The following is a 17229-nucleotide window of genomic DNA, read 5'->3' on the forward strand; positions in this document are numbered from 1 at the left end:
TAATGAGTAACAGCACGTTTGAATTTCTTTATCAACTCAGAAATTTAGGTATTAACTTAGAAACTGATGGCTCTCGCTTGCGGTGTCACGCCCCTGAAGGGGTGTTAACTCCAACACTAAGCCAAGAAATAGCCAGACGTAAAACAGAAATTATTCTATTATTACAAGAGGCAAAGCAGGTTCAAGAGGCAAAGCAAGTCAAAGCCTCTGATAATTTTTCCATTCAAAGAGTGCCACGGGACGGTCAGTTACCATTGTCTTTTTCCCAACAACGACTGTGGTTTGTACAGCAGATGTCACCCGATAGTACTGCTTACAATATGGTGGAAGCTTTACGATTGCAGGGTTCGCTTAATATAGTTGCACTAGAGCAGAGCCTCAGTGAACTTATTCGCCGTCACGAAGTCTTAAGAACCACTTTTCCCACGGTAGAGGGAAACCCTACCCAGCTCATTGCTCCTCCGACTGCTTTAACTTTGCCAATCCATAATTTGCAGGGGTTGTCTACCCAAGAGCAAACTGCTCAAATTCGACAAATGACTCAGTCCCTTGCATCTAAACCCTTCGATCTTGCTGTTGAATCATCAATACAATTCACCCTACTCCAACTGAGTGAGCAGGAGTACGTACTGCTGTTGAAGATGCATCACATTATCTACGATGGTTGGTCTCTAAATATCTTCTTCAGTGAGTTATGTCAGCTATACGAAGCTTTTACTCAAGGATTGCCCAACCCACTAGCCCCATCACACATTCAATATGCTGACTTTGCTGTTTGGCAACGCAAGTGGCTGACAGGTGTTGTCCTCGATCGACAACTCAATTACTGGCAGCAACAGTTAGCAGGTATCCCTTCTATACTAGAATTGCCAGCCGATAGACAACGTTCCCCAGTTCAAACTTTCCGAGGAGGAGTTGAGCGATTTCAGCTCGATCGCGATCTGACGCAACGCCTCAAAGAGTTAAGCCAAGAATCAGACGCAACCCTGTTTATTACCCTACTAGCAGCTTTTTTGGTTTTAATTTCTCGTTATACTGGTCAGTCAGATCTCGTCGTTGGCTCCCCAATCGCCAATCGCAACAAATTAGAATTCGAGCAGCTGGTGGGGTTTTTTGCTAATACCCTAGTATTAAGGGGCAATCTCTCTGGAAATCCCACCTTTCGAGACTTCCACGCGCAAGTGCGGCAAACTACGTTGTCAGCCTATGCCCACCAAGACTTGCCTTTTGAGATGTTGGTTGAAAAGTTACAGCCAGTCAGAGATTTGAGTCGTAATCCTCTGGTACAGGTGGTGTTTGCCCTTCAGAATACCCCACAGTCCTCTTCCAATTTGCCCGGTTTAACTATTCAGAATATGCCCTTATCGCTGGATATCACAGCCAATTTTGACTTGGAAGTGAACTACTTGGAAAATTCAGAAGGTCTGGAGGGAATTTGGCGCTATAGTAGCGATTTATTTGATGCAACCACAATAACTCGAATAGCTCAGCATTTTGAAAATTTACTTAGAGCAATTGTAGCAAATCCTGAAGCGCGTATTTCTGAATTACCACTGTTGAGTCAAGCCGAACGCGATCGATTATTGGTGGAGTGGAATAATACAGAGGTAGACTATCCTCGGGATAAATGTATCCATCAGTTGTTTGAAGAGCAAGTAGAGCGTACACCCAACGCAGTAGCGGTAGTATGTGATAATAAACAGCTGACTTATAACGAGTTGAACAGCCGTGCTAACCAATTGGCGCATTACTTGCAGTCTTTGGGAGTGGGAGCCGATGTGCTGGTGGGGATTTGTGTGGAGCGCTCAATTGAAATGGTTGTCGGACTATTGAGCATTCTTAAGGCAGGTGGGGCTTATGTGCCCATCGATCCCGATTATCCTAGTGAACGGAAAAATTTTATATTAGCAGATACTCAAACAGCTATACTCCTGACTCAACAGCATTTAGCACAAAACTTACCAACAGATGGTATTCAAGTCATTTGCCTAGATAGGGATTGGAAAGCAAACATCCAACAGCCGATATGCAACCCAGTCAGTGAAACAAATGCTCTTCATTTAGCTTATGTCATCTATACTTCCGGTTCTACTGGCAAACCCAAAGGTACGCTAATTACTCACCAAGGATTGGTTAACTACCTCAGCTGGTGTACCCAAGCTTATGGAGTCAAGCAGGGAGGAGGAACAATCGTTCATTCTCCTCTAGGATTTGACCTCACAGTTACCAGTCTCTTCTCACCGTTATTAGTAGGTAATCAAGTAGAAATTCTCTCTCAAGACCAAGCTGTTGAGACTCTAAGTCATGCTCTACGTCATCACTCTCATTTAAGCTTAGTTAAAATTACACCCGCTCACTTAGAGTTGCTCAATCAGCAAATATCACCAAAAGAAGCAGCAAATCGAACCAGAGCATTCATCATTGGTGGCGAAAATCTCTTAGCAGAAAACATTGCTTTCTGGCAAGAATTTGCACCTGAAACAAAATTGGTCAATGAATATGGACCAACAGAGACAGTTGTGGGTTGTTGTATTTACGAGGTACCAACTGGTCAACACCGTTCTGGTTCAATTCCCATTGGACGACCAATTGCCAACACACAACTCTACATATTAGACGAGTATCTGCAACCAGTACCGATAGGTGTGCCAGGAGAACTGCATATTGGCGGTATGGGATTGGCAAGAGGTTACCTCAACCGCCCGGAGTTAACAGAAGAAAAATTTATTCCCAACCCCTTTAGAAGAAGCAGGGGAGCACAGGAGCACAGGAGCTGGGTCCTCAAGGAAGACCAATCCTGTTCTGAACGCCTTTACAAAACAGGTGACTTAGCACGCTACCTGCCAGATGGTAATATAGAATACCTAGGGCGAATTGACAATCAGGTGAAAATTCGGGGCTTCCGCATCGAGTTGGGCGAAATCGAGGCAGTTCTGAGCCAACACGAGCACGTACAATCAACCGTGGTTATTGCCCGCGAAGACATTCCCTCAAATAAACGCCTGGTGGCCTACATCGTACCGCAAAAACAGGTAACACCTACACTGAACGAACTGCGTAGTTTCCTCAAGGAAAAGCTACCAGACTACATGGTACCTTCCGTACTTGTGCTCCTGGAATCCCTACCCTTGACCCCCAATGGCAAAGTAGACCAGCGTGCCTTACCAATTCCAGAATCACGCACGGGAATAGAAGACAAGTTCGTCGCACCCCGCACGCCAGTAGAAGCGAAATTGGCAGAAATTTGGGCACAAGTCCTTAGAGTCGAAGCCGTCGGTATACATGATAACTTCTTTAGCTTGGGAGGAGATTCTATCCTCAGCATTCAAATTATTGCCAAAGCAAAACTCGCTGAGATAGAACTGAGCCTCAAACAACTGTTTGCCAATCAAACCATCGCCGAATTAGCGACAGTCGCTCTGACGACAAAAGCACTTTTTATAGAACAAGGATTAGTCACTGGGGCATCACTTTTAACACCCATTCAACAGTGGTTTTTTGAGCAGCAATTGCCACAAGCGCACCATTATAATCAATCATTTCTACTGACAGTTCCCGACGATATCAAGATCGAGTTCTTAGAGCGTGTGTGGAAGGAATTACTCACACATCACGATGCTCTGCGCTTGCGGTTTACACAAACAGAATCGAATTGGCAGCAAGTTCATGCCGAGAATTGCGATCGCAATGTCATATCCTGTTTCGACTTGTCAACATTGCCAGATAGCGAGCAACAAAGGGCGATAGAAAATACCGCCAATTCGCTACAAGCGAGTTTGAATTTATCAGAAAATTTGGTGCAAGTGGCATTATTCCGCTTGGGGGTTGACAAAAAATCACGATTACTCATCATCATTCACCACTTAGTGGTAGACGGGGTGTCCTGGAGGATTTTGTTAGAAGATTTGGTGACAGGATACTCGCAACTGTGTGAAGGCAAAGCCATTCAACTTCCAGCCAAAACCACTTCTTTCAAAGATTGGGCGCAACACCTCAGAGAATATGCCCAATCTCATCACCTCAAATCAGAACTGGATTATTGGTTAAATGTTTCCAATACCGCAGTGACTCCCCTCCCAGTAGACCATGCTGATGGAGCCAACACAGTGGCATCTACTTGCACAGTCTCAGTGTCATTAAACTCCAGTGAAACGCAAGCGCTGCTGAAAGATGTTCCGAAAGCGTATAAAACTCAAATTAACGATGTTTTATTAACAGCTTTAGTGCTGGTTGTGAGTCGATGGGCTGACTCAAAGTCGGTGTTATTTAACTTAGAAGGACACGGGCGAGAAGAGATTATTGATGGGATCGATTTATCGCGCACCGTCGGTTGGTTTACGACAATATTTCCAGTGGTTTTAAAACTTACAGACACAGAGAATCTGGGCAAGGTTTTAAAATCAGTCAAAGAACAATTACGGGCGGTTCCCAACAAAGGCATCGGCTACGGCGTATTGCGCTATCTCAATCAAGATATCGTTCAAAGTGCTCAACTCGCCACCATTCCAAACGCTCAGATTAGCTTTAATTATCTCGGTCAATTTACTCAAGTTCTCAACACAGAGTCTCTGATATCGCTGGCAGTTGAATCAAGCGGACAAAACCAAAGTTTACAAGGTCAGCGCTCAACTTCTTTAGACATTAACGCCATCATTGCAGACCAACAGCTACAAATACATTGGACATACAGCCGCAATCTCCACGAGCAGACAACCATCGAACATCTGGCTTCAGAATTTGTCTGTGAGTTGCAAAATCTCATTGCTCATTGTTTAGAACCGGACAATGTCGGTTACACACCCACAGATTTCCCACTCATTAGACTCAACCAGTCAGAACTGGATTTGGTTTTAGCAAGACTTGCATCTCAATCACAACTGAGTCAGATTCACTGGCAAAATCTGGAGGATATGTATCCGTTATCGCCGATGCAAGCGGGGATGCTGTTTGAAAGTTTGTACGCTCCTGACACAGGTGTTTATTTTGAGCAGATCGCTTGCACCTTTGCAGGAAACCTCAACGTCCGAGCTTTTGAGCAAGCTTGGCAGATGGTAGTCGCACGGCATTCCATCTTCCGCACGGCTTTTGAGTGGGAGTCCTTGAGTACTCCCGTGCAAGTTGTGTATCGACAACTGGATGTGAAAGTCAATACTCTAGACTGGCGAGCGTTATCAACGATTGAGCAGAAAGAACGACTAGAGACTTTTCTGTTAGATGAGCGAAAACAGGGTTTCCAACTCCATCAAGCGCCATTGATGCGGCTACATCTGCTGCGACTGGATGAGAACACTTATCAGTTTGTTTGGTGTCATCATCACATCTTACTGGATGGTTGGTCGTTACCGTTGGTGTTTCAAGACTTGTTTGCGTTTTATCAAGCCATCTGTGATGGAGAAAATGTATCATTACCACCAACTGTCAACTACCGCAACTACATTGCTTGGTTACAGCAACAAGATTTAAATTCTGCCAAAGAATTTTGGCAACAAAAACTCTTAGGTTTTAGCACTCCCACCCCGTTGAGAGTAGACAAACCACTCTCACAACGGCAACAGCATTCCCGTTACGATGAACAACACATTTACTTATCCGCACTCGCAACTTCACAAGCGGTGGATTTTGTCAAACAGCACCAATTGACACTGAATAATTTGGTGCAGGTTACCTGGGGATTGCTCCTGTCTCGCTACAGTGGTGAAACCGATGTCGTCTTTGGTGCCACCTTGTCTGGTCGTCCCCCCGCACTCCTTGGTGTGGAGTCGATGGTGGGGATATTTATCAATACAGTGCCCGTGCGCTGGCAAATCTCCCCTCAGACAGATTTGCTGAGTTTGTTGAAAGATTTACAAACCCAACAGGTGGAATCCGAACAATTTTCCTACTGCTCATTAGTAGAAATTCAAAGTTTGAGTGACATTCCTAGGGGTACGTCTTTATTTGAGAGCATTGTCGTGTTTGAGAATTATCCGGTAGATGCCGATACTTTACAAGACGATGGCGGTTTGACAGTGGCGGATTTTCGAGGGATCGAACACGCAAATTATCCCCTGACAGTTGTCGCCGGACCGGGGGAGCAATTGTGGTTGAAGGTGAGCTACGATACCAATCAATTTGAGCATGGGACGATTAACCGAATGCTGGGTCATTTTGTCACCTTGCTGTCGGCGATTGTCGCCAATCCACATCAACCGATTGAGCAATTGCCGTTGTTAACTGCATCTGAGCAACAGCAGTTATTACTGGCGTGGAATGATACACAATTAGACTCTGCTGTTGATAAGTGTATCCATCAGTTATTTGAGGCGCAGGTGGCACTGACTCCGAATGCGGTGGCAGTCGTATTTGAAGACCAACAACTGACTTACAATGAGTTGAACTCTCGTGCCAACCAGTTAGCTCATGAGTTGCGCTCGCTCGGTGTGGGCGCGGATGTGCTTGTTGGCATTTGTGTGGAACGTTCCTTGTCCGCGATTGTGGGACTTTTGGCGATTCTCAAAGCGGGAGGGGCTTATGTGCCTCTCGACCCCGAGTCTCCCACTGAGCGGATGAGCTTTGTGCTTCAAGATACTCAACTCTCCGTGCTGGTAACGCAACAGCATCTGGTGGCGAAATTCCCATCAATTCAGGCGCGTGTCCTTTGCTTAGACAGCGACTGGCATCACATTGCTCGCAATAGCGCCGCCAATCCGCTCAACGGTACAACACCGACTCACTTAGCATACGTCATCTACACGAGTGGCTCCACAGGCTTGCCCAAGGGTGTTTTAGTTAACCACAATTGTGTCACCCGTTTGTTTGCCGCCACACAACCTTGGTATGACTTCAACTCTCAAGACGTATGGACTCTGTTCCACTCAATCGCCTTTGACTTTTCGGTTTGGGAAATTTGGGGTGCATTGCTTTACGGTGGACGACTGGTGGTGGTACCCTACCTGGTGACCCGCTCGCCAGAATCTTTTTATCAGTTATTGTCTCAACAGAAAGTCACAATTCTCAATCAGACACCTTCGGCTTTCCGCCAGTTGATGCAGGCAGAACAGTCCATGGCAACTGTGACCAATTTGTCCCTCCGCTTGGTGATTTTTGGTGGCGAAAGTCTTGAAATCAACAGTTTGCATCCTTGGTTTGAGCGCCACGGCGATCGCCACCCGCAGTTAGTGAATATGTACGGCATTACAGAAACCACCGTTCACGTCACTTATCGTCCATTAAGCAAAGACGATTTTCACAGCACCCTCAGTCTGATTGGTCGCCCGATTCCAGATTTGCAGGTGTATGTCTTGGATGAACATCAACGGCTCGTACCCATTGGTGTTCCAGGTGAGATGTACGTTGGCGGTGCTGGGGTTTCCCGTGGCTACCTCAATCGTCCCGAACTCACCGCACAACGGTTTATTTCTCACCCCTTCCACAACAGCACTGGTGGCGATCGCCTTTACAAAACAGGTGACTTAGCTCGTTATCTACCCAATGGTGAGTTAGAGTATTTAGGGCGCATCGACAATCAGGTGAAAATTCGCGGCTTCCGCATCGAATTGGGTGAAATCGAGGCGCTACTGAGTCAACACCACCACGTGCAAGCCAATTGTGTCATTGTCCGCGAAGACACCCCAGGCGATCTTCGCCTCGTCGCCTACATCGTACCCCACATCGACCACGCCCCCACTCCCAACTCTCTACGTAGCTTCCTCAAACAAAAGCTACCAGACTACATGGTACCGAATGCGATCGTTCTCCTTGAGTCCCTACCTCTGACCAACAACGGCAAAGTTGACCGTCGCGCCTTAAAAGCACCAGAACCGAGTCATGAATTATCCGACAAATTTGTTGCACCCCGCACCCCCACGGAAGAAATGCTGGCACAACTTTGGGCACAAGTGCTGAAAGTAAAGGCTGTGGGCAGATACGATAACTTTTTTGAACTGGGAGGACACTCGTTACTCGCAACGCAATTGGTTTCGCGCATCCGCAACGTTTTCAAAGTAGAATTGCCCTTGCGGAGCTTATTTGCGACACCAACTGTAGCCGGGTTGGCGCAAGAGATACAGCAATTACAGCAAGAAAACGTAGAACTGACTTATACTCCCGTATTACCAAGGGCAGAGAATGCAGAACTCCCACTTTCATTTGCACAACAGAGGTTGTGGTTTTTAGATCGGTTGGAGCCTCTGAGTGCTTCATACAACATCCCAATGGCTTTGCGCTTGCAAGGAACGCTCTGTGTTGCAGCCTTAGAACAAAGCTTAGTTGAAATTATTCATCGCCACGAATCATTACGCACCAATTTCATCACAGTCGATGGACAAGCAACTCAGCTGATTCACACAGACCTAAATTGGACAGTCTCAGTTGTTGACTTGCAGCATTTATCTCCTACCGAACAAGAAATAGCTGCACAGCAATTAGCCCAACAACAAGCGCTCGAACCTTTTGACTTGTCAAATGCCACCCTACTGAGAGCAACACTAGTTGTGCTGTCTCAAACAGAACACGTGTTATTGGTGTGTATGCACCATATTGTCTCGGATGGTTGGTCAATAGGTGTGTTTGTTGAGGAACTGGCAGCATTATACAATGCTTATTGTGAAGGTAAGCCCTCACCGCTAGCACCACTGCCGATTCAGTATGCAGATTTTGCCATTTGGCAACGACAATGGTTGCAAGGAGACATACTCCAAAACCAATTAAATTACTGGCTTCAACAACTGGAGTACGCACCGACATTCCTGCCATTACCCACTGACAGACCTCGAGACGCGGTACAAACTTTCGCAGGTGCGTATCTTGAGTTTGCACTTTCGCTGGAACTGACTCAAAAACTGACACACCTGAGTCAGGAACAAGGATGTACTCTCTTTATGACCTTGTTGGCAGCATTTGATACATTACTCTACCGCTACACGGGGCAATCGGACATTTTAGTGGGTTCGCCCATTGCCAACCGCCATCGCAGTGAAATCGAAGGATTGATTGGCTTTTTTGTCAACACATTAGTTTTGCGTGCCGATCTCTCAAGCAATCCCAGCTTTAATGAATTACTGACTCGCATTCGGTCGATGGCAATGTCGGCGTATGCACATCAAGATTTACCGTTTGAAATGCTTGTGGAAGCATTGCAGCCAGAAAGAGACTTGAGCCATACACCATTGTTCCAAGTGATGTTTGTCCTCCAGAATGCGCCTACATCAGTTGTCGAGTTAACTGGGTTAACGGTGAGTTCATTGCCTGTAGAAACCACCACAGCAAAGTTCGATCTGACCTTATCCATGAAGAATACACCCACAGGACTCGTGTCCGGATGGGAGTACAATACGGATTTGTTTGATGGCAGCACCATTGAGCGCATGATTGAGCATTTTGTGACACTGCTAGAAGCAATTGTGGCAAATCCTAGTGAGCGGATTGACCAATTGCCACTGCTGACGCCAACGGAACAACAGCGGTTGTTAGTAGAGTGGAACAATACTCAAGTGGATTATCCCGTTGATAAGTGTATCCATCAGTTATTTGAGGAGCAAGTAGCCCGTACCCCAGATGCAGTGGCAGTGGAGTTTGGCAATCAACAACTGACCTACTACGAATTGAACTGTCGCGCCAACCAATTAGCGCATTACTTGCGTTCAGCGAAGCTGTCGCGTAGCGATTCGCTTGGAGTGGGAGCCGATGTGTTGGTGGGTATTTGTGTGGAACGTTCTTTGTCCATGGTGGTAGGACTGTTAGGCATTCTCAAGGCAGGTGGGGCTTACGTGCCACTAGACCCAGAATATCCTACCGAACGCCTGAGCTTCATGGTTGAAGATGCTCGAGTTCAAGTACTGCTAACCCAACGTTCACTCTCTGAGAGACTCCCTCAGCATACTGCACAGCTTGTTTATTTAGATGCTGAGGCTGAGTTAGTTTCTCAGTTCAGTCAAAACAATGTCATTTCTGGCGTACAAGCCAATCATTTGGGTTATGTGATTTACACCAGTGGTTCTACAGGACAACCGAAAGGTGTAGCCATGAGTCAGCGTGCTCTTTGCAATTTAATCTTTTGGCAAGTAAAGAACCTAAAACTTTCTCGTGGAGCAAAAACGCTACAATTTGCTCCTATCGGCTTTGATGTCTCCTTTCAAGAAATGTTTTCGACTTGGTATTCTGGAGGCACATTGCTGTTGATCTCGGAAGAATTGCGTCGAGATGCAGTGGCTTTGTTAGCTTTGATAGAAGACAAAGCGATTGAGAGATTGTTTATTCCCTTTGTTGGCTTACAGCAACTTGCTGAAGTTGCTGTTGGGGGTAAATTATTTACGAGCCATCTGCGGGAAATCATGACTGCAGGAGAACAGTTACAGATGACTCCTGCCATTTGCAATTGGTTAAGTCAACTAACTGACTGTACTTTGCACAATCATTACGGTCCATCGGAGAGCCATGTCGTCACTACTTTTACCCTAAGTGATTCAGCAAATAGTTGGTCGCTACTGCCTCCGATTGGTCGTCCCATTGCCAACACCCAAATCTACATCTTGGATCGGTATTTACAGCCTGTACCAATAGGTGTACCGGGAGAATTGCACATTGGTGGTGCTTCCTTAGCACGGGGCTACTTCAACCGTCCCGAATTGACACAAGAAAAATTCATTCCCAACCCCTTTAGAAGAAGCAGGGGAGCTGGGGAGCACAGGAGCTGGGGAGTCAAGGAAGACCAATCCTGTTCTGAACGCCTTTACAAAACAGGTGACTTAGCGCGTTACTTACCAGATGGTAATATAGAATACCTGGGTCGCGTTGACAATCAGGTGAAAATTCGAGGCTTCCGCATTGAATTGGGTGAAATTGAGGCAGCACTGAGCCAACACGAAGACGTGCAAGCCAATTGTGCGATCGCACGCGAAGATACCCCAGGCGATCTTCGCCTCGTCGCCTACATCGTACCGCAAACACAAGTGACACCCACAATTAGTCAACTGCGGCAATTCTTGAAAGAAAAGCTCCCAGAGTACATGGTGCCAAACGCTTTTGTGTTCCTGGAAACCCTACCACTTACCCCTAACGGCAAAGTCAACCGTCGCGCTTTACCCACTCCCGATAAACACAGCGAACTTCAAGAGAAATACGTTGCTCCATGCACCCCCACAGAAGAAATGCTGGCACAACTTTGGGCACAAGTACTGAAAGTAGAAGCTGTGGGCAGATACGATAACTTTTTTGAACTGGGAGGACACTCGCTACTCGCAACGCAATTGGTTTCGCGTATCCGCAACGTTTTCAAAGTCGAACTGCCCTTACGGAGCTTATTTGTCACACCAACAGTAGCCGAATTGGCGCAAGAGATACAGCAATTACAGCAAGAGAACGTAAAACTCGTTTACACGCCGATCTTACCAAGGTCAGAGAATGCAGAACTCCCGCTTTCATTTGCACAACAGAGGTTGTGGTTTTTAGATCGGTTAGAGCCTCTGAGTGCCTCATACAATATTTCAGCCGCTTTGCGTTTGCAAGGAACGCTCTATGTCGCCGCTTTAGAACAAAGCTTAGTTGAAATTATTCATCGCCATGAAGCATTACGCACCAATTTCATCACGGTCGATGGTAAAGCAACTCAGCTGATTCACACAGACCTAAATTGGACAGTCTCAGTGGTTGACTTGCAGCAGTTATGTCCTAGCGAACAAGAAATAGCTGCACAGCAATTAGCCCAACAACAAGCGCTCGAACCTTTTGATATATCTAACGCAATTCTACTGAAAGCAACATTAGTGGTGTTGTCACAAACAGAACACGTGTTATTGGTTTGTATGCACCATATTGTGTCGGATGGCTGGTCAATAGGCGTGTTTGTTGAGGAACTGGCAACATTGTACAATGCTTATTGTGAAGGTAAGCCATCACCGTTAGCACCATTACCGATTCAGTATGCAGATTTTGCTATTTGGCAACGACAATGGTTGCAAGGAGACATACTCCAAAACCAATTAAGTTACTGGCTTCAACAACTGGAGTACGCACCAACATTCTTGCCATTACCGACAGACAGACCCAGAGGCGCGGTGCAAACCTTCAATGGGGCATATCTTGAGTTTGCACTTTCGGTGGAACTGACTCAAAAACTGACACGCCTGAGTCAGGAACAAGGATGTACTCTGTTTATGACCTTGTTGGCAGCATTTGATACATTACTCTACCGCTATACGGGTGTGGCAGACATTTTGGTAGGGTCGCCCATCGCCAATCGCCATCGCAGTGAAATTGAATCTTTGATTGGCTTTTTTGTCAACACATTAGTTTTGCGTGCCGATCTCTCGGGCAATCCCAGCTTTAATGAATTACTGACTCGCATTCGGTCGATGGCAATGTCGGCATATGCCCATCAAGATTTACCGTTTGAAATGCTTGTGGAAGCAGTGCAGCCAGAAAGAGACCTGAGCCATACACCATTGTTCCAGGTGATGTTCGTCCTTCAGAATGCACCCACATCAGTTGTCGAGTTGAGTGGGTTAACGGTGAGTTCATTGCCCATAGAAACTGCCACAACCAAGTTCGATCTGACCTTGTCCATGGAGAATACGCCCATAGGACTTGTGGGGGGATGGGAGTATAACACGGACTTGTTTGATGGCAGCACCATTGAGCGGATGATTGGGCATTTTGTGACCTTACTGGAAGCGATTGTGGCAAATCCCAACGAGCAGATTTCGCAATTGCCACTGCTGACACTAACGGAGCAACAGCAGTTATTGGTGGAGTGGAATGATACAAGGGTAGACTACCCCGTTGATAAGTGTATCCATGAGTTATTTGAGGAGCAAGTAGCTCGTACCCCAAATGCTGTGGCGATCGTGTTTGAAAATCAACAACTGACTTATAGTGAGTTGAACTCTCGCGCCAACCAGTTAGCGCATTACTTGCGCTCTCGTGGAGTGGGAGCGAATGTGCTCGTAGGCATTTGCGTGGAACGTTCTTTGTCCATGGTGGTAGGACTGTTGGCTATTCTCAAGGCGGGAGGAGCTTACGTGCCACTCGATCCGGAATATCCCCAAGATCGCCTGAGCTTCATGTTAGAAGATGCCCAAGTTTCCGTGCTGTTGACCCAACAGCATCTTGTGGAGAAATTCCCATCACATCCGGCACAAGTTGTGTGTCTAGATACTCATTGGCAGTTGGTGTCTCAGTTCTCTGGGGAGAACCCTGCCACGGTTGTACGCGCAACTGATTTAGCTTATACCATCTACACCAGTGGTTCCACAGGAACACCTAAGGGAGTGCCCATCGCCTATGAAGGATTGTTAAATTTAGTGTTCTGGCATCAGCGAACTTTTGATCTCGCTTCATCCGATAGAGCCACCCAACTGGCAGGAACAGGATTTGACGCGGCGGTGTGGGAAATCTGGCCTTACCTGACACGCGGAGCCACTCTCTACTTAGTCAAATCCGAACTCGTCACCGAGCCTGAGAATCTGCAACAGTGGTTGATCGACAACAAGATTACCATCACTTTCGTACCGACACCAGTGGCTATTGAGTTGTTATCTTTGGAATGGAAGACCCAAAGTTCAGCGTTGCGTTATCTGCTCACGGGAGGGGATCGGCTGCAACAGTATCCATCCGCCTCAGTGCCGTTCTCAGTTGTGAATAATTATGGGCCGACAGAGAATACAGTGGTCACGACTTCTGGGCTGGTAGTTGCGCGGGAGCAATTGCAGATATCACCTCCTATTGGACGTCCGATTGCCAACACACAAGTCTACATTTTAGATAAATATCTGCAACCAGTACCAATTGGTGTACCGGGAGAATTGCACATTGGCGGTGCTTCCTTGGCAAGAGGCTACCTCAACCGCCCTGAATTGACACAAGAAAAATTCATCCCCAACCCCTTGAGAAGAAGCAGGGGAGCACAGGAGCACAGGAGCTCGGTCCTCAAGGAAGACCAATCCTGTTCTGAACGCCTTTACAAAACAGGTGACGTAGCCCGCTTCTTAAGCGATGGCAACATCGAATACTTGGGTCGGATCGACAATCAGGTGAAAATTCGAGGCTTCCGCATTGAGTTGGGCGAAATCGAGGCAGTCCTAAGACAATATCCCCAAGTGCGATCGTCTTGTGTCATCGCACGCGTTGACATTCCTGGAAATAAACGACTGGTGGCCTACATCGTACCGCAAAAACAGGTGACACCTACACTGAACGAACTGCGTAGTTTCCTCAAGGAAAAGCTACCAGACTACATGGTACCAAATGCCATTGTGCTCCTGGAATCCCTACCCTTGACTCCCAATGGCAAAGTCGATCGCCGTGCTTTACCAATTCCAGAATCACGCACGGGAATAGAAGACAAGTTCGTCGCACCCCGCACGCCAGTAGAAGCCAAATTGGCAGAAATTTGGGCACAGGTCCTCAGAGTCGAAGCTGTCGGTATACACGATAACTTCTTTGAACTTGGAGGAGATTCTATCCTCAGCATTCAAATCATCGCCAAAGCAAAACTCGCTGGGATAGAACTGAGCCTCAAACAACTGTTTGCCAATCAAACCATTGCTGAATTAGCCACAGTTGCTCTGACAACAAAAGCACTGTTCATAGAACAAGGACTGGTCACTAGAGCATCACCTTTAACACCCATTCAACAGTGGTTTTTTGAGCAGCAATTGCCACAATCACACCACTTTAATCAATCATTTCTACTGACAGTTCCAACTGATATCAATATCAAGTTCTTAGAGGTGGTGTGGAAGGAATTACTCAAACACCACGATGCTCTACGCTTGCGATTTACACAAACAGAATCGAATTGGCTGGCGATTCACGCTGCTCCCACTGACAGCATGGGGATCTGCTGTTATGACTTGTCAACATTGCCAGAGAGCGAGCAACAAAGGGCGATGGAAAGCACCGCCAATTTGTTACAAGCGAGTTTGAATTTATCAGAAAATCTGGTGCAAGTGGCATTGTTCCGTCTGGGGGTTGACAAAAAAGCGCGATTACTAATCATCATTCACCACTTAGTGGTAGACGGTGTGTCCTGGCGGATTTTGTTAGAAGATTTGGTGACAGGATACTGCCAATTGTGTGAAGGCAAAGCCATTCAACTTCCAGCCAAAACCACTTCATTCAAAGATTGGGCACAACACCTCAGAGAATATGCCCAATCAAATCACCTCAAATCAGAACTGGATTATTGGTTGAATGTCTCCAATACCGCAGTGACTCCCCTCCCAGTAGACTATGCTGATGGAGCCAATACAGTGGCATCTACTTGCACAGTCTCAGTATCATTAAACTCCAGTGAAACGCAAGCGCTGCTGCAAGACGTGCCGAAAGCATATAAAACTCAAATTAACGATGTCTTGTTAACGGCATTATTGTTGGTTGTGAGTCGATGGACTGACTCAAACTCAGTGTTATTCAACTTAGAAGGACACGGGCGGGAAGATATTATTGAAGGTGTAGATTTATCGCGCACCGTCGGTTGGTTTACGACAATGTTTCCAGTGGTGTTAAAACTCTCAGACACAAATAATCTGGGCAAGGTTTTAAAATCAGTCAAAGAACAATTACGGGCGATTCCCAACAAAGGCATCGGTTACGGTTTATTGCGCTATCTTAACGAAGACGTAGTCAGGAGTGCTCAACTCGCCAAAGTTCCAAAGGCTCAGATTAGCTTTAATTATCTTGGTCAATTTACTCAAGTTCTGAATACCGAGTCTCTGATATCCCTTGCTTCTGAATCAAGCGGACAATTCCAAAGCTTACAAGGTCAGCGCTCAACTTCGTTAGACATCAACGCCATCATTGCAGACCAACAGCTACAAATACATTGGACATACAGCTGCAATCTCCACGCGCAGACAACCATCGAACATCTGGCTTCAGAATTTGTCTGTGAGTTACAAAATCTCATTGCTCATTGTTTAGAACCGGACAATGTTGGTTACACACCCACAGATTTTCCACTCATTAGACTCAACCAGTCAGAACTGGATCTTGTGTTAGCAAAAGTAGCATCCAACGCACAACTGAGTCAAATTCACTGGCAAAATCTGGAAGATATTTATCCGTTATCGCCAATGCAAGCGGGGATGCTGTTTGAAAGTTTGTACGCTCCCAACACAGGTGTCTATTTTGAGCAGATCGCTTGCACCTTTGCAGGAAACCTTAACGTCCGAGCTTTTGAGCAAGCTTGGCAGATGGTGGTAGCACGGCATTCCATCTTCCGCACGGCTTTTGAGTGGGAGTCCTTGAGTACTCCCGTGCAAGTTGTGTATCGACAACTGGATGTGAAAGTCAATACTCTAGACTGGCGAGGGCTAACGAAAACTGAGCAGCAAGAACAACTAGAGACTTTTTTGGATGAGGAGCAAAAACAGGGTTTCCAACTCCATCAAGCGCCATTGATGCGGCTACATCTGCTGCGACTGGATGAGAACACTTATCAGTTTGTTTGGTGTCATCATCACATCTTACTGGATGGTTGGTCGTTACCGTTGGTGTTTCAAGACTTGTTTGCGTTTTATCAAGCCATCTGTGATGGAGAAAATGTATCATTACCACCAACTGTCAACTACCGCAACTACATTGCTTGGTTACAGCAACAAGATTTAAATTCTGCCAAAGAATTTTGGCAACAAAAACTCTTAGGTTTTAGCACTCCCACCCCGTTGAGAGTCGATAAACCACTCTCACAACGGCAACAGCATTCCCGTTACGATGAACAACACATTTACTTATCCGCACTCGCAACTTCACAAGCGGTGGATTTTGTCAAACAGCACCAATTGACACTGAATAATTTGGTGCAGGTTACCTGGGGATTGCTCCTGTCTCGCTACAGTGGTGAAACCGATGTCGTCTTTGGTGCCACCTTGTCTGGTCGTCCCCCCGCACTCCTTGGTGTGGAGTCGATGGTGGGGATATTTATCAATACAGTGCCCGTGCGCTGGCAAATCTCCCCTCAGACAGATTTGCTGAGTTTGTTGAAAGATTTACAAACCCAACAGGTGGAATCCGAACAATTTTCCTACTGCTCATTAGTAGAAATTCAAAGTTTGAGTGACATTCCTAGGGGTACGTCTTTATTTGAGAGCATTGTCGTGTTTGAGAATTATCCGGTAGATGCCGATACTTTACAAGACGATGGCGGTTTGACAGTGGCGGATTTTCGAGGGATCGAACACGCAAATTATCCCCTGACAGTTGTCGCCGGACCGGGGGAGCAATTGTGGTTGAAGGTGAGCTACGATACCAATC

1 protein-coding gene is annotated in these 17229 nt (G+C 46.4%); it reads left to right on the plus strand.

All coding sequences use genetic code 11. The features are described 5' to 3' along the window. Window positions 1-2: 2 nt before the first annotated feature. A partial coding sequence (locus WA1_RS15545) for a non-ribosomal peptide synthetase (protein WP_066612897.1) occupies window positions 3-17229 on the plus strand: 17227 nt, incomplete at its 3' end.

It is taken from the genome of Scytonema hofmannii PCC 7110, from assembly GCF_000346485.2.
GTDB classification, from domain to species: Bacteria; Cyanobacteriota; Cyanobacteriia; order Cyanobacteriales; family Nostocaceae; genus Scytonema; species Scytonema hofmannii.